The 16,878-nt window shown below is 54.2% G+C and carries 13 protein-coding genes and 1 pseudogene; 5 read left to right on the top strand and 9 right to left on the bottom strand.

What is annotated here, in order from left to right:
• Positions 1-6: 6 nt before the first annotated feature.
• A complete protein-coding gene (gene aaeX, locus JK231_RS24305; protein WP_021508145.1) occupies positions 7-210 on the bottom strand; it encodes a p-hydroxybenzoic acid efflux pump operon protein AaeX in 204 nt (67 codons plus the stop codon).
• A gap of 258 nt (positions 211-468) precedes the next feature.
• On the opposite strand from aaeX, the gene aaeR reads away from it, so the two are divergent.
• Positions 469-1,386, top strand: a complete 918-nt coding sequence (gene aaeR / locus JK231_RS24300; protein ID WP_038644372.1) for an HTH-type transcriptional activator AaeR — start codon at positions 469-471, stop codon at positions 1,384-1,386.
• A gap of 242 nt (positions 1,387-1,628) precedes the next feature.
• Here the strand turns inward: aaeR and tldD are convergent, their stop codons facing one another.
• From tldD to csrD, 8 genes are all read right to left on the bottom strand, one after another.
• A complete protein-coding gene (tldD, locus tag JK231_RS24295) occupies positions 1,629-3,074 on the bottom strand; it encodes a metalloprotease TldD (protein ID WP_211729819.1) in 1,446 nt (481 codons plus the stop codon).
• A 64-nt stretch (positions 3,075-3,138) separates the two neighbouring features.
• Positions 3,139-6,957, bottom strand: a complete 3,819-nt coding sequence (gene yhdP / locus JK231_RS24290) for an AsmA2 domain-containing protein YhdP (RefSeq protein WP_211729818.1) — start codon at positions 6,955-6,957, stop codon at positions 3,139-3,141.
• 47 nt (positions 6,958-7,004) lie between these two features.
• Positions 7,005-8,474, bottom strand: a complete 1,470-nt coding sequence (gene rng / locus JK231_RS24285) for a ribonuclease G (RefSeq protein ID WP_097119476.1) — start codon at positions 8,472-8,474, stop codon at positions 7,005-7,007.
• On the bottom strand, positions 8,464-9,057 hold the full coding sequence (locus JK231_RS24280; RefSeq protein WP_211729817.1) for a Maf family protein: 594 nt from the start codon (positions 9,055-9,057) through the stop codon (positions 8,464-8,466). The genes rng and JK231_RS24280 overlap by 11 nt, the downstream gene beginning before the upstream one ends.
• 8 nt (positions 9,058-9,065) lie before the next feature.
• Entirely contained in the window at positions 9,066-9,554 is a 489-nt protein-coding gene (gene mreD / locus JK231_RS24275) for a rod shape-determining protein MreD (protein WP_034830875.1), read from the bottom strand.
• A complete protein-coding gene (gene mreC / locus JK231_RS24270; protein WP_034830877.1) occupies positions 9,551-10,585 on the bottom strand; it encodes a rod shape-determining protein MreC in 1,035 nt (344 codons plus the stop codon). The genes mreD and mreC overlap by 4 nt, the downstream gene beginning before the upstream one ends.
• 145 nt (positions 10,586-10,730) lie before the next feature.
• Positions 10,731-11,774: a rod shape-determining protein MreB gene (gene mreB / locus JK231_RS24265; RefSeq protein WP_007891976.1), complete on the bottom strand. Its 1,044-nt coding sequence runs from the start codon at positions 11,772-11,774 to the stop codon at positions 10,731-10,733.
• Positions 11,775-12,084: 310 nt separating this feature from the next.
• Positions 12,085-14,031 carry an RNase E specificity factor CsrD gene (gene csrD, locus JK231_RS24260; protein WP_160834438.1) on the bottom strand — a complete coding sequence of 649 codons (1,947 nt, stop codon included), beginning with the start codon at positions 14,029-14,031 and terminating at the stop codon, positions 12,085-12,087.
• Between the two features lie 327 nt (positions 14,032-14,358).
• On the opposite strand from csrD, the gene msrP reads away from it, so the two are divergent.
• The 4 genes and pseudogenes from msrP to JK231_RS24240 form a co-directional block, all read left to right on the top strand.
• A complete protein-coding gene (gene msrP / locus JK231_RS24255) occupies positions 14,359-15,363 on the top strand; it encodes a protein-methionine-sulfoxide reductase catalytic subunit MsrP (RefSeq protein ID WP_034831065.1) in 1,005 nt (334 codons plus the stop codon).
• Positions 15,364-15,966, top strand: a complete 603-nt coding sequence (gene msrQ / locus JK231_RS24250; RefSeq protein WP_034831066.1) for a protein-methionine-sulfoxide reductase heme-binding subunit MsrQ — start codon at positions 15,364-15,366, stop codon at positions 15,964-15,966. It abuts the gene before it with no gap.
• 232 nt (positions 15,967-16,198) lie between these two features.
• A complete protein-coding gene (gene aroQ / locus JK231_RS24245) occupies positions 16,199-16,651 on the top strand; it encodes a type II 3-dehydroquinate dehydratase (protein ID WP_058959566.1) in 453 nt (150 codons plus the stop codon).
• A 21-nt stretch (positions 16,652-16,672) separates the two neighbouring features.
• Positions 16,673-16,878 (top strand): annotated as a pseudogene (locus JK231_RS24240) (acetyl-CoA carboxylase biotin carboxyl carrier protein); the annotation flags it as partial.

The following is a 16,878-nucleotide window of genomic DNA, read 5'->3' as shown; positions in this document are numbered from 1 at the left end:
AAAACCTCAGACGAATAGACGGGATACAAGGTAAAACACGCAGCAATACAACGCTGTGTTAAAAAGTGCCGGATGCCACACCAGGTCATAAATTCCGCTGGGCGTCAGCACGCGTTTCACCAGCCAGAACAGCGCCAGAGAAACCAGTAGTTCAATGAAGATGGGCGGAAAACTCAGCCCGAATACGACAAATACCGGAAGCACACTCATTACGGTTCCTTAGTTCGACCTTGCCGGATTGCACCGATACCTGCCCTCATGCCGCATGGCACGTCGGGTTGAGAATCAGGGGATGATTGGGAGACTGATGGCAACATTCAGGCCGCGTTGAGCTAATGATAGCGTATCATCGTGTAAACACAGCCGTGTTAAGGTGCGGTGAACAGACCCAGCGTGCGTATAGTAACGCGCATGACTATACGTTTTCTACATATTGTGAGCTAAATCACTTTTTAGCCAGAGTAAACAATGGAACGACTTAAAGGCATGTCCATTTTCGCCAAAGTGGTTGAATTAGGTTCTTTTACCGCCGCGGCACGTCAGCTTCATCTTAGCGTTTCGTCAATCAGCCAAATTGTCGCCAAACTGGAAGATGAGTTGCAGGTCAAATTGTTAAATCGCAGTACGCGCAGTATTGGTCTGACCGAAGCAGGTAAGATCTACTATCAGGGCTGCCGCCGCATGCTGGCTGAAGCGTCTCAGGTGCACGAACAGCTTTATGCCTTTAATAATACGCCGATCGGTATTCTGCGTATCGGCTGCTCTTCCACCATGGCGCAAAACGTGTTGTCTGCAATGACCAGCGATATGCTGCGCGAATATCCTGGCCTGAGCGTCAATCTGGTTACCGGCATTCCCGCGCCAGATTTGATCGCTAACGGCTTGGATCTCGTAGTCCGCGTAGGCGCGTTGCAAGATTCAAACCTGTTCTCGCGCCGACTGGGCGCGATGCCGATGGTGGTCTGTGCCGCAAAAAGTTATCTGGCACAGCATGGTACGCCAGACAAACCGGGTGAAATCGATAATTTTTCATGGCTGGAGTACAGCGTACGCCCGGATAACACCTTTGAACTGGTCGCACCGGAAGGTCTGGTGACGCGATTGACGCCGCAGGGTCGCTTCGTCACCAATGATTCACAGACGCTGATTCGCTGGCTGAAAGCCGGTTGCGGCATCGCCTATGTCCCCCTGATGTGGGTGATTGATGAGATTAACGCCGGGGAGATCGATATTCTGTTCCCGCAATATCACTCAGAACCGCGTCCGGTGTATGCGCTCTATACCGAGAAAGACAAGATGCCGTTGAAGGTGCAGGTATGTATCGATTATCTGACCGAGTACTTTAAGCAGGTGGCGCAACAGTATCAGCAGCATCGTAAGAGTTAACGGTCTGGGCGCCATACAGGGTGTCCCTACGATGCGCGAAACGACTATTTGTAAGGTGCGCCGTAGGGAAACTCAGACTGTTCGATAATCTGTAGAGTCCGCCATGCGAACATCAACTTACGGTCATTCGTAGAGGCCGCCGTGGAATCATCAGACTCCACGGCCATTCGAAATGGTGCGTCATGGGGACATCAGACTTTACTGTCATTCGGAAGGTGCGCATTGATGCGCACCAGCAATGATTATGCAGTTCCGCCGACGGTGATTTTATCCAGCTTCAGGGTTGGCTGGCCGACGCCGACCGGCACACTCTGCCCCTCTTTACCGCACACGCCAACGCCTTTATCCAGCGCCAGATCGTTACCGACCATTGAGATCTGCTGCATTGCTTCAATACCGGAACCAATCAGCGTTGCACCTTTCACCGGCGTGGTGACTTTGCCGTTTTCAATCAGATAGGCTTCTGAAGTTGAGAACACAAACTTGCCGGAGGTGATATCCACCTGACCACCACCAAAGTTCGGCGCATAAATCCCGTACTCAACGCTGGAAATGATGTCCTGCGGCGTGGATTTACCCGCCAGCATATAGGTGTTGGTCATACGCGGCATCGGCAAGTGCGCATAGGATTCACGACGTCCGTTACCGGTTGGCGGTACGCCCATCAGACGCGCGTTAAGCTTGTCCTGCATATAGCCTTTGAGCACGCCGTTTTCGATCAGGACGTTATACTGGCCTGGCACGCCTTCGTCATCCACTGCCAGTGAGCCGCGCAGGCCTTCGATGGTGCCATCGTCAACCACGGTGCAGAGTTCAGAGGCCACCAGCTGCCCCATTTTACCGCTGAAGACCGACGTTTCACGACGATTGAAATCGCCTTCCAGACCATGACCGACTGCTTCATGCAGCAGCACGCCCGGCCAGCCAGCGCCCAATACCACCGGCAAGGTGCCCGCAGGCGCGGCCACGGCAGAGAGGTTCACCAGCGCCAGACGCACCGCTTCACGCGCCCATGCATCGGCACGCACATCACCGTTTTCATCGGCATAGAAGAACTCATAACCGGTACGCGCGCCGCCGCCGCTGGAGCCGCGTTCACGTTTACCCTGATCTTCCACCTGCACGCTGATCGACAGACGCACCAGTGGGCGGATATCCGCAGCCAGCGTACCATCGGTCGCCGCCACCAGCACCTGCTCGTACACGCCAGTCAGGCTGGCATTGACTTCCTGCACGCGCGGATCGGCCGCACGTGCCACGGTATCAACACGATGCAGCAGTGCAATTTTGTCTTCGCGCGTCAGGCTGTCCAGCGGATTCACCGGCGCATATAGCGAACGGTTGATCACAGCTGAAAGTGTATGCGCTTTGCCATTGCCCTGCTCACGCACAATACTGCGCGCGGCTGCAGAAGACTGGCGCAGGGCGTTCAGGGTGATTTGGTCTGCGTAAGCGAAACCGGTTTTCTCACCACTGATAGCACGCACACCGACACCCTGGTCAATGTGGTAAGAACCATCTTTAATGATTTTGTCTTCCAGCACCCAGGATTCATGGAAACTGGACTGGAAGTAGAGGTCGGCATAATCCAGACGACGTTCTGAAAGCTGCCCTAACAGGGAAAAAAGGTCCTGCTGATTAATGCTGTTCGCAGCTAGTAACTGCTCACTTACCAGATTCAGAGTCATCGTTTCTCACTCATTATGTGCTCGGATAGTCATAGCCTGCGGCAATTCCCCGACGGCGTCAAATTCACTTCTTGTCGTCTTCGCGCGGTTTGCGCAGCACTTCATTGATTTCCGGTTTATCCAACGGTCCGCTAATGTGATAACGCAGTAGCGAGATCTTATTCCACAGCGGGCCCAATACTTTACTGGCGGCAAATACGGCGGCCCCGATCACCGGGTTGACCACAAAGGCCGTTGCCACTCCCACCGAAGCGGAGATCTCAGGGGCAACGACCGCTTCCATATCAATCTGGCGTTTTGCCAGGTCGATCTGCCCCTGCATGGCGATATCCGCTTCAAGGCCATCAACCAGCAGGTTATCCGTGTGCATCACACCGTTTTCGATCCACGCCGTGCCGTTAATTGAATCGAAATAGAAGCCTTCACTGAAGGTGTCACTGAAATCGAAGCGCAGCTTGCGCAGCAAGGCGTCAAAACTCATCAGGCGCAACAACTGCCCCGCACGCCCGGTGTTCACATCCGCAATCTGGCCTTTGCCAAAATGGGTTTTCAGCGTACCGCTCAACGTTTCCGCTGAAGGCTGCCACGGGGCGGAACGCCAGTGCAGGTCATAATCCACGTTAAACGGCGCGTCACGAAGTGGGGTATTCATCCCAAACCAGTTAACGGCATCATTAATGTTTTTACCGCTCAGACTGCCTTTTAATGAGGTACGCTGATTGCCCGGCTTATTGACCCATTCTCCGTTGATCTTCAGCTTTGCACTGCCGGAATCCACGCTACCGTTAGTAAGTGCTAACGTATCTCCCTGCGGCTGTAATCTGGCCTGCATATGTCCAAACTTCTGCCCGCGCAGCCAGCACTCATCACAGTTTAGCTGCATCGCTGGCCAGTTACTGAAGTCTACTGTGCTGCTGTTGTCACCCAACGGCGAGGCGTTGTTGTCGCTGCTGTTCGCCCATTCTGGATTGTAGTAAAGATAGCTAAGGTCGATTTGCCATGGCGCATGCTGTGCGGTTTGCAAACTGCCTCGCGCTTCGCGGCTTTCCAGCTGGAGTTGTGTGTTGCCGGTCGGCCCTTGTGTGACGGTGGCATTAACGTCATGCCACTGCTGGCCACCGAGCATAAGTGCCGGTGTCCGCAGAGTTACATCGCCTGGTAACAGCGCGCCGCCGACTTCCGTTTCGCCCTGAGCATTACGCGAACCACTGCTTCCCGCCAGCAGCCCCATCCAGGCTTCACCATCCAGCGGCGGTAAATTGAGTTCCATCCCGCGTTTTTCTGGCAGCTTCGGCGTGCTTTTCGCATCGTTGAGCCAGATGCCGCGATCCACGCGCAGCTGAGGTTCGAGAATCCAACGGCTGTTAAAGCGGTTGTGTTCACGCACGCTACCGCTCAGCGTAAATCCTTTCAGATCACCGGTGGCGTTAATGGCGATGGGCATCGCTTCGCCCGACTGCTTATCCAGTGGCGAAGGTAAGTGACTACTTACTGTTTTTGCATCGCCCTGCAAATCGACTTTATAGGTCGCGCCCCCTTTGTGTGGCAGCGTGATGTCGACATTGCCCTGCCACGGCAGACTGCCGCTCAATTGACTGCTGACGCTGGTTGGCAACACTTTCAGTTTCGACGGCTGCCAGTCGCCCAGCAGCTTCACGTTGACACCGAAGTTGTCAGGGTTTTCGGTAGTGGTAAAACTGACGCCAGTGGGCTGACCAAACCAGTTGGCCTGCATCTCTTCACTTTCGAGGTTGCCGTTGTTGTAACGGAAACGTCCGGTGAGGTTTTCCAGCGTGGTGTTTAACGGCTTAATGTGCAGGCTGTTATTGTTCATCACAACATTACCGCTGGCATGTACCAATTCACCATCCAGCGGAATATCGAGATTCAATGAACCGCGCACATTGCCACCGATTTGCAACTGCTGCAGTGCCGCGCCCAACGTCGATTTCAGAGGCGTCTGTTCGAAGTAATCGGCAATCTGCTTGCCCTGACCGCTAAGATCGCCATTAATAATCAACTTCTCTTTGAGGTAGTCCGGGATCACCGCGCTGACGTTACGCGCATCCACTTCTCCCAATTTGGTTTTCTCGGCTTTCATCCACAGGCCGTCGTTAACAAAATCGAGGTCGATATCGAGGTTTTCCAGCGCGGGCCAACCGGGCTGGAACTGGAAGGTGGATTGACGCAGCGGCACCCATACTTCAAACATGCCGTCATTGTGCTTAAACGGGAACAGGCTGGGATTACCGGCGAACAACAGCGTGGCATTGTCCACCTTCCCGCCTTTGATCGACTCGCTGAGGAAATGGGTCAGATCATGGCCCATTAGCGGTTCCGGGAAGTAGCGCCAGGCATCACCCGCATCGGTGACGCGAATGCCCGCCAGAATATTCAGCTGTGGCGCTTTGCCGATATTTTGCTGATAGCGGAAATCACCGCGCGCCCACAGGGAACGTGCCTGAACATCAAGATTCTGACCATCCAGCGTGAGGCCGCTGGCATCGCGCTGCCAGTTCAGTTTGCTAGTGATCTGTTGAATTTGCAGTGGCGCCTGGAACATGTCGCCATAAGGCACTTCCGCTTGTCCCATCGCCACATCCAACCGACCGTTACTCACGCTGCCGCTGGCGGTACCGTTTAGATTGCTGATCCCTGGCAACAGCTCCCAATGCTGCCACGCCAGGTTGCGCCATTTGGCTTGCAGGCGGGTTTGTTCGGGCTGATTGAGCGGAATATCCAGCGCCAGCGCATCGATGTTGCCGCGCGGCTGCAATGCACGCCAGTTATCCAGTAACGCAGGGGATAAGGGTTTGAACAGCGGCACCAACGGTGCCAGACGCTCCAGATCCAGTTGCGTGGCACGCACACGCACCTCCGCACCACTGTTGACGCCCAGCATCTGCTGGTCTTCCGGCTTCCACAGCAATGAGAAGTGCCCCGGCGCCCAGGCGATGCCATCAGTGCTGAGTCGGGTTTGCGGGACGGACAAACTCCAGCCATTTTGGAAACGCGCCAGATGCGCGGTTAAGCCATCGACCTGCAGTTGGTGATCGCCCTGTTCGCCGCGCCAGCGTGCACCGCCTTTACTGAGCAACAGGTCACCGGCGTAGACATCGCCATCACGTAGATTCACCCATGCCGCCAAGCTGAAACGGGCACTTTCGAGGCTGGTGTTGTCGCGCAGCCACGGACCGATCCACGGACGCACATCGACGTCATCCGCTTGCATCCAGATGCGGCCATCGTTGAGTAATCCGTTGGTATCGTTGAGATCGAGTCGCACCTGCACTACACCATGCTGACCGGTAAAGCTGGAGAGATTGACTTCCCCTTCCGCACGGTGACGCGTGCTTTCGTTGAGCCAGGTCAGGCGCGGAATCGCCAGCTCAGCGTGCTGGCCAGAGGGCGTGAGAAAACGGATGCTGCTATCACGCAGATCAAAGTGGTCAAACTGGCGCAGAAACAGATCGTTGATTTGCGCCGGCTTAAAGCTATTTTTTTGTTGATCGCTGGTGAGCAGCGGATGATTGGTTTCGAGACGCAGTTGCCAGAAGGTAAGATCACGGAACTGCCAGCGCCAGTGCAGCAGCGATTGCCATACGTTAAGCGCCAGATTTACGCGGCCAATGGTGAGTTTGCCATCTTCAGGCATCACAACGTTGAGATTACGCACCTGCAGGGTTGGGCCGAAGTTCTCCCATTTACCCTGCAGCTCGCTGGCATCCACCGTCACTCCGCTGACGCGTGAAATCGTCTGCAGTATGTCGCTGCGATAGCTGTTGAGATGCGGCATCACGAGGCGCAACCCGCTGACTAGCAGCGCCACAATAACGATGATTGCGGCGAGCAGCAGTAACAAAATCCTCGGCAACCGCCTCACACACCTCTCCTTGCTTCCCGTTGAATAACGGCGTTCAGCCTCACGACTTACATCATGACGACGTCAAACTGCTCCTGAGTATAGAGCGGCTCAACATGGACTTTAACCTGCTTACCGACAAAGATTTCCACTTCAGCCAGCGCATGTGACTCTTCGCTTTTTAACGCCTCGCCCACTGCCGGGGAAACATAAACGAGGAAACGATCGGAATCATAAGCATGATGCACACGCACGATTTCGCGCATGATTTCGTAGCAGACCGTTTCCACCGTTTTCAGCGTGCCGCGCCCTTTGCACACCGGGCAATCGGCACAGAGCACATGTTCAATACTTTCCCGCGTGCGTTTGCGCGTCATTTCCACCAGACCGAGCGCCGAGAAGCCGTTGATACCGGTTTTCACCCGATCTTTGCTCAGCGCACTTTCCAGCGAATGCAGTACGCGGCGACGATGGTCGTCATTACTCATATCGATAAAATCGATGATGATAATGCCGCCCAAATTGCGCAGACGCAGTTGGCGAGCAATCGCCTGTGTGGCTTCAATGTTGGTGTTGAAGATGGTTTCGTCGAGATTACGATGCCCAACAAATGCACCGGTATTAATATCGACGGTGGTCATGGCTTCGGTTTGATCGATGATCAGATAGCCGCCCGACTTGAGTTCAACCTTGCGCTCCAGTGAGCGCTGGATTTCATTCTCAACATCAAACAGATCGAAGATTGGCTGTTTGCCGCTGTACAGCTCCAGCTTGCTGGCCATTTCCGGGATATATTCGCCGGTAAATTCCACCAGCAGATCGCAGGTCAGACGTGAATCAACGCGAATGCGATCCAGCGCTGCGCCGGCAAAGTCGCGCAGCACGCGCTGTGCCAACGCTAATTCACCGTACAGCAGACAGCGCGTCTGATTACGTTTTTTGCGCTCGCTGACTTTGGTCCACAGACGCTTGAGGAAGGCGGCATCCTGCGCCAGATCTTCCTCACAGATGCCTTCGGCAGCAGTACGAATAATAAAGCCGCCGAGATCGTCACAGTAGGCCGCCACGACGGCTTTCAGGCGATCACGTTCGGCTTCGCTTTCAATGCGTTGTGATACTCCAACGTGTGATGCACCTGGCATAAACACCAGATAACGAGAAGGCAACGTAATATCAGTGGTGAGTCGTGCACCTTTGGTGCCGAGCGGATCTTTCACCACCTGTACCACCAGATCCTGGCCGGGACGCACCAGCTCGCTGATATCGCGTACGACAAAGTTTTTCTTCTCATCACCCGCCACGCATTCGGTGTGCGGCATGATGTCAGAAGCGTGCAGGAAGGCGGCTTTATCCATGCCGATATCGACAAACGCAGCCTGCATACCGGGCAACACGCGGCTGATGCGACCTTTATAGATATTCCCCACGATACCGCGCCGTGCTTCGCGCTCGATGTGGATTTCCTGCAAAATGCCGCCATCAATATAGGCGACACGGGTTTCAGAAGGTGTAACGTTAACCAGCAGCTCAGCCGTCATCTTGTCCCCTTAACGCACGCAGTGACTGAAAGTGGCTCAGCAACTCATTGGTTTCAACCAGCGGTAATCCCACTACGGCGTGATAGCTTCCATTAATCTTGCGGACAAAATTGCCGCCCAGACCCTGTATTCCGTACGCGCCGGCTTTGTCCATCGGCTCGCAGCTGGCAATATAGTGCGAGATTTCTTCTGCCGTGATATTGCGGAATGTCACATCAGTGGTGACAAGGCAATCCAGCTCGCGTGCACTGTCAGCCAGCGCGACGGCGGTCATCACCTGATGCGTTTGCCCGGAGAGTTGACTCAACATCTGCGCTGCGTGTGCAGCATCGCGCGGCTTTTCCAGCACGTCATTGTTGAGTACCACGATGGTATCTGCACCCAGCACCGGTAAATCCTGCGGCGCGACCGCCACGCCAGCTCGCGCTTTGTCCAAAGCCAGACGGCGAACATACACTTCCGCCGCTTCTTCTGGCTGGCGCTGCTCTTCAACGTCCGTAATCAGACGTTCAAACTGCAGACCCAATTGCGTGAGCAGTTCACGTCGACGCGGTGAACCGGATGCGAGATACAGGCTTATCATAGTCTTCCTTACTGAACAGCGAACTGTCGGCGAATCTTTCTCATTAATAAGAATAGCCAGGGCCACAGAATGCCGTCGACCACACTGCTCCAGAAGATTTCCGGGCGAAATGAGACGTTGATGACCAGGAATTCAGCCCAGAAAACAATGACATCCACCGCGAGCGACAGCACCATAACCATTAATGCCTGCTGCCACAACGCCAGATTTCGGAATAGCTGAAATTTGAAGGCCACCAGATACGCGATGATGCTGAACGCCAGCGCGCGCACCCCCAGCGTCGAACCGGCCACCAGGTCCATCACGGCCCCTAAAAAGAAGCCTGTACCAACATTAACCCGGTGCGGTAATGCCAGAACCCAGTAAACCAGGATCAACAAAAGCCATGAAGGCCGGAACATGTAGATTTGTTCCGGCCAGGGCATGATTTGCAGAATGAGGGCAATCAGAAAGGACAGCCAGATAACCCATCGGCCCTGGCTGCGATATCGACTCAAGGCTGGCCTCCGCGTGTGTTCGCTGGGATCCCTTGCGAACGACTGCTGTTAGCGGGTGCCGGCGGCCCCATTTGCTGCGTAGGCTGCATCATATCCGGTGCCGGTGGGCCCATTTCGCCTGCTGGCGGCAAGACCTGCGGCATCATCTGCATCAGACGCTCATTCGCCACGCGGTGAACTTCATCTGGTGCCATTGGCATGTCGCCATTCTTATCCGCGCCCCACAACAGCAGCAGGTAACGCAGACGTTGCAGGCCAGCCGTCGGATGCGCCTGAATCACGGTGTAGGCACGTTGGGTATCGACTTTCACGGAAGAGACCACTCCAACCGGGTAGCCTTCAGGGAAACGCCCGCCGAGACCTGACGTCACCAGCACATCGCCGACACGAATGTCGGTGTTGCCCGGCAGATGTTCCAGCTGCAAATCTTCACTGCAGCCGTTACCCGCCGCAATCACGCGAATATCATTACGTAACACCTGAATCGGCAACGCATGCGAAGCATCACAAATCAGCAGTACACGGCTGGTCACCTGACCCACAGCCACCACCTGACCCACTACACCTTTATCACTGATCACCGGCTGGCCTTCGTAAACACCGTTTACGCTGCCTTTATCGATAACCACCTGATCGGTATACGGATCGGTGCCGGTTGAAATCACCTGGGTCACCATCTTGTGCTCATCCTGACGCAGCGGCGAGCCGAGCAGCTCACGCAGACGTGCGTTTTCCTGCTTGTATTGCCCCAGCATCAGCAGGTCACTGTTTTTCAGGAAGAGCTCACGGCGCAGCGCTTTGTTTTCCAGCTCGAGCTGCTGGCGTGAAGCCAGCGTTTCTGAGACGCCGTCAAGAAGCTGTCGCGGCCCATTGGCCAGAAAATAAAATGGACTTACCGACGTGTCCAGGTAGTTGCGGATCTGGGAGAAGGAGCTCACGCGGCTGTCTGCGATAATAATCGCGATAGCCACAATGACTGCCAGAAAGAGACGCAACTGCAGGGAAGGCCCCCTGCTAAAAATCGGCTTCATAAATTCTGCGTGTTCCTCGACATCAGGGAAGAAGCGCCAGTCTTATGACTAACGCCTCCAGGGCTGGACGCATCTCGCCGTCGTGCGCAGCGTCGATAGGCGCGACTCCCTGCGCAATTTGACCACGGTCTCAGCCGATGAGGATTTACTCCTCGCTGAACAAATCGCCGCCGTGCATGTCGATCATTTCCAACGCTTTACCACCGCCGCGCGCGACGCAGGTCAGCGGGTCTTCTGCAACGACAACCGGAATACCGGTTTCTTCCATCAGCAGACGATCCAGATTGCGCAGCAATGCGCCACCACCGGTCAGCACCATGCCGCGCTCGGAGATATCAGAAGCCAGTTCTGGTGGGCACTGTTCCAGCGCGACCATCACTGCACTCACGATACCCGTCAACGGCTCTTGCAGCGCTTCGAGGATTTCATTGGAGTTCAGGGTAAAACCACGCGGTACACCTTCTGCCAGGTTACGACCACGTACTTCAATTTCGTGTACTTCATCACCCGGATAGGCAGAACCAATGCCGTGCTTGATACGTTCCGCAGTGGCTTCACCAATCAGTGAACCGTAGTTGCGGCGCACATAGTTAATGATAGCTTCATCGAAGCGGTCACCACCGATACGTACAGAAGAAGAGTAGACCACGCCGTTCAGGGAGATAACGGCCACTTCAGTGGTACCACCACCGATATCCACCACCATCGAACCGGTTGCTTCAGATACCGGCAGGCCTGCACCAATTGCGGCAGCCATCGGCTCTTCAATCAGAAACACTTCGCGCGCGCCTGCACCTTGTGCAGATTCACGGATAGCACGGCGCTCAACCTGAGTGGCGCCAACCGGTACGCAGACCAGCACACGTGGGCTTGGACGCATAAAGCTGTTGCTGTGCACTTGCTTAATGAAGTGCTGGAGCATTTTTTCAGTCACGAAGAAATCGGCGATCACGCCATCTTTCATAGGACGGATGGCCGCGATGTTGCCTGGAGTACGACCCAGCATCTGCTTGGCGTCATGACCTACGGCCGCAACGCTCTTTGGCGAACCGGCACGATCCTGACGAATGGCAACCACGGAAGGCTCGTTCAGCACGATGCCTTGTCCTTTTACGTAAATCAGGGTATTCGCGGTACCCAGGTCAATGGACAAGTCATTGGAAAACATGCCACGAAATTTTTTAAACATACTAAGGGATAATCCTGCAAGCTGGGGGCGGAAAATAAAATCCGCCTACTTTACCAACCACGCGAAGCCGCTACAAGGCGCAAAAACGTTCTGCTTCGGTGAAAAAATACGCTGAATAATTTTTTGGGCCGATTCGCTTATCCCTGGCCGCCGTTAAATAGCGCTAAGCCGCCCTATTAAACGTAAATTCCCCCTTAATCACCGGGCGAATTTCGACATAAAATCTAACATTTCCAGCCATCATAAGCGCGGACGTAATCCACCAAAGGGCAGAAAAAGGCCCCTCAGCGCTACTTTACTGGCTGAAGACCTAAATTCGATAACGTTGTGAATGTTTTTTCACGTTACTGTTCACCGGCAATGATGGGGCAAAGAAGTCACCCTGCCCACCTGCCACGCCCAGATTCGCCAGCGTTTGCCACTCCGCGCGCGTACGCACGCCCGCAGCAAAAACTTGTGTCGAGGTGGATTTGCACACTTCCAGTAAACTTTGCACAAATAACTGGTTTTCAGTACGACGTTCAATATTACGTACCAGCCCCGGATCGAGTTTGATCACTTCGATTGGGAACTGCTTGATATAAGCACTGCTCACCACGGTCATGCCCGCCTGATCCACCGCCACACGGCAACCAAACGCGGTCAACATTTGGAAAACCGGCACTAAGCGATTGATGTGTTGACAAACATCAGCCTCAGCAAGTTCAAATAAAAAACGTTTTCTTTGCGATTTTGTACATTGCAGCAAAAGCTTTTGCAGCCAGCGCTGAAATGGACGCTGTAATAAGGAGTCAATATTGACGGGTAACGCCAGCGTTTCATCAGGCCACACTTCAGAGAGTGCCGCGATTCGCGTCACCAGTTGGCGATCCCAACTGTCGGTCAAACCCAGTTGCAGCACCAGTGGCATAAACTCGGCCGACACCACTTCTTTGTCGCCATCGAACACGCGCGCCAGCATTTCACGGTGGTGCACTTTGCCATCCAGCAACACAGCCGGTTTTTGGTAAAGACGTGGGCCGCCGCGATTAAGCGTGTTTTCCAGCAGCGTTCGCCAGCGCACACTACCACGTCCCATGTCTAAGGTATTGCCTTCACCGACTGACCAACTGTTACCGCCCTGCAAGGCGGCACGACGGGTCGCCATCTCGACATTTTCCATCACCTGCGGCACGGTTTCTCCGCTGCGCCAGGCGCTGATGCCAATGTGGATTAAATCATCGCGATCGACCATACGCATCGGCGGCAATGAGTCGACCGCGTTGATCAACTGATCGGCGATACTGTTGGCCTCTTTGAGCGTGCGGTGCGGCAATAACACGGCAAAATCGCTGCGGAAATAGCGTGCCAGTAAAGCGCCTGGATATCGCAGAACAAATGTCGACAGCATATTAATCAGGTCAAACAGGTATTCATCCACCAGCGTTTGGCCCAGCGTTTCATGAAGCGTGTCGAGATCGGGCAGGCGCACCATCATCACCACGCCATGCGTGCCCACATCTTCCTGATCTTCCAGCAGCGTGGCTAACTGGTTATCGAAGAACAGGCGGTTATTCAGGCCGGTGCGTGAATCCTGTGCGGCAAACGTACGGATAAGCGTATCAATGCGCAAGCGCTGCTCGCCCGCTTCCTGAAGATCGTTAAGCAAAGTGTCAATGGCGCGACTGGCTTTTGGCGGCCATTCGGCATAATGGCCGACGTAGGGCACGCGCTCACCCGCCAGAATACGCTCGGAGCGAGCTTCTAAACGCTCCATGTGCTGCCAGCGACGATTGATCCAGCGATGCGTCATCACCAGTAAAGCCGACATAATCGCCACCACGCTGAGCAGGACAATCAGCGTATAGGCACCGGTAAAGGAACGGAACCAGGTTTTCGCAGGATCGAGTACCACTACACGCAGCTCAAGGCCGGGAGAGTGCACTAACGGAAGATCGAACTGAATAAAACGATTCGGCTCATCTTCGAGCATAGGATTTTCATGGCGAGCGAGTTGAAACACCACGGTATTGCCGTTATGCATCTCAATTTGTTCCGCATTGATCACCGGCATGATGCGCGTCAACCACTGCGTCAGTTCTTGTGGCGATTGCGTTGTCAGCGCTTTATCGACTTCGGTCGCTAGCGTATTGACGCGTGTTTCAACGCGCTGTTGCGATAGCCAGATAAAACTAAAAGCGCAGCCGACCAGCATCAATAACATTGCCAGTAAGCTTAATAATGTAATAAACGCAGAAAACTTAGTTGTTAATCGCATCCCTGTGCCTGTATCACTGCGGTTCTAAACGGTCGCCATCCGACGGCGCCAACCTGCTCATTGGCGTAAACCTGAGCAAAATAGCACAAAACATCGTCTGAATCAGCGCCAGACGCGCATCAAATTAGGCGGTGCGCCATGCTAATCGGACCTGCGGCGCGAGTATAGCCGCAAAGTGTGATGGCTTGCGTTTCACACGGACTTTTTCGTCCTATTCTCAACAGAGCCCGCTTGCCAGGAAATTTCATATTTTTCCGGGCAAAGTGGCGTGTCCAGCGCGAGTTGATCATGCTGAGTACAACACCACCTTTTTCGCCGGAGAATGCCATGAAGCTGAAGCAATACCTTACCGAATCCGACGTGACGCCCGAGAGCATCTTTAATATGCGCCGCCGTCAGGTGTTGAAAGCGCTGGGATTAGGCGCCGCTGCGGCAAGTTTACCCGGCGCGGCGCAGGCAGATGTGCTGAGCTGGTTTAAAGGCAATGACCGTCCACCTGCCCCCGCAGGTCGCGATCTGCAATTTACCAAACCCGCGCAGTATCAGGCCGATCTGCCGATGACACCGTTTGACAAGGTTTCTGGCTATAACAACTTTTATGAGTTTGGTCTGGATAAGGCCGATCCAGCTGCCAACGCCGGCACGCTGAAAACTGAGCCCTGGCAGTTGCGCATTGAAGGTGAAGTGGCGAAACCGATCACGCTGGATATGGACGACATCTTTAAACGTTTTGCCATGGAGCAGCGTATTTATCGCATGCGCTGTGTTGAAGCGTGGTCGATGGTGATCCCTTGGGTGGGCTTTGAGCTGAATAAATTACTCAAACTGGCTGAACCCACCAGCAATGCCCGCTTTGTCGCCTTTCAGACGTTATATGCTCCGGACCAGATGCCAGGTCAGAAAGATCGCTTTATTGGCGGTGGGCTGGATTATCCGTATGTGGAAGGGTTGCGTCTTGATGAAGCGATGCACCCTCTCACACTATTAAGCACCGGCGTGTACGGTAAAGCGCTGCCGCCACAGAATGGCGCCCCGATTCGCCTGACGGTGCCGTGGAAATACGGTTTCAAGGGCATCAAATCCATCGTTAAAATCACCCTGACGCGCGACCAGCCTCCTACCACATGGAATCAAATCGCCAATAACGAATATGGATTTTATGCCAACGTTAACCCCCATGTGAATCACCCGCGCTGGTCGCAGGCCACCGAGCGTTTTATTGGTTCCGGCGGCATTCTGAATGTCGAACGCCAGCCAACCCTGCTGTTTAACGGCTACGCTAAAGAGGTGGCTTCACTGTATCGCGGGCTCGATTTACGGGAGAATTACTGAGTGCGACTGACGTTACGCCATATCACCCTGTTAAAAGTGGTGCTGCATCTCGCGGCTTTCCTGCCGTTTGTGTATCTGTTTATGGCTGCCAGCCAGGGTTGGTTAAGTGCCGACCCGGCGAAAGATATCCAGCATTTTACCGGCAGAATGGCGTTAAAGTTGCTTTTGGCGACGCTGCTGGTGAGCCCACTCACGCGTTACCTGAAACAGCCTCTGCTGATTCGCACCCGCCGCCTGCTCGGCGTGTGGTGTTTTGCCTGGGCATGTTTGCATTTGACCAGCTATTACCTGCTGGAACTGGGTTATAACCACCTGCAACTGCTGGGTAGTGAGATCGTTTCACGTCCTTATCTGTTACTGGGTATGATCTGCTGGCTGGTGCTGTTTGCCCTCGCCATCACCTCATTTCAACGTGCCCAACGTAAGCTTGGCCGTCGCTGGCAAACCCTGCACAACGGCATCTATCTTGTCGCGATCCTCGCACCTATCCACTATCTTTGGTCGGTGAAAGTCTTCTCCCCGCAGCCCTGGATTTATGCGCTGGTGGCTTTAGTGCTGTTAGGTTGGCGTTACAATAAGTTGCGTAAACTTCTGCATCGATAATCCCCGCATGGTTGTCTTCCTGCTGTGAAATCTGATAAAAGGTGTGGCCTTCGGGCCGCATCGGATCAACTTCGCAGATAAGACCAGTATTTTGCTGCGAATTGCGACGAAACGGATATAATGCCCGGCTTTATTGCAAGCGAAGTCGTCTTTTTCACTCTCAGGAGTGACAAACGACAGATGTCGCGGTATTTTACGCGATGCCTTACTGATTGCAGGAGATAGCAGCAAGATGGCGCACGAATTTCACATACTGCTTTTAAACGGCCCCAACCTGAATTTGTTGGGAACGCGCGAGCCTGAGAAGTATGGGCACACCACGTTGGCAGAAATTGTCAGCGATTTGACCCAGCAGGCCGATCAGCACCATGTGAAATTGAGTCATTTGCAATCGAATGCAGAGTTTCAGTTGATTGATCGTATTCACGAGGCCCGTGGCAATGTGGATTACATCATCATCAACCCGGCTGCATTCACGCATACCAGCGTTGCACTGCGTGATGCCCTGTTGGCGGTTAGCATCCCTTTTATTGAGGTGCATCTCTCGAACGTGCATGCACGTGAGCCGTTCCGACATCACTCCTATCTTTCTGATGTATCTGCTGGCGTCATTTGTGGACTTGGCGCTGATGGATACTCATGGGCTTTACAAACGGCAGTAAAACGCCTGTCACATTCCAATTAAACAGAGTACGGAACCACACTCATGGATATTCGTAAAATTAAGAAACTGATCGAACTGGTAGAAGAGTCTGGCATCTCCGAGCTGGAAATCTCTGAAGGCGAAGAGTCAGTTCGTATCAGCCGTTCACCTGCGAACGCTGGCTATCCGGTCATGCAACAGGCTTATGCTGCGCCAGTGATGCAGCAGCCTGCGCTGGCGACCGCCGTTGCACCTGCAGCCGCTGCGCC

Origin of the sequence: Pantoea sp. JGM49 (genome assembly GCF_018257655.1) — a bacterium.
In the GTDB taxonomy this organism is placed as follows: Bacteria; Pseudomonadota; Gammaproteobacteria; order Enterobacterales; family Enterobacteriaceae; genus Pantoea; species Pantoea communis.
This window is presented reverse-complemented; position numbering and strand designations above follow the sequence as displayed.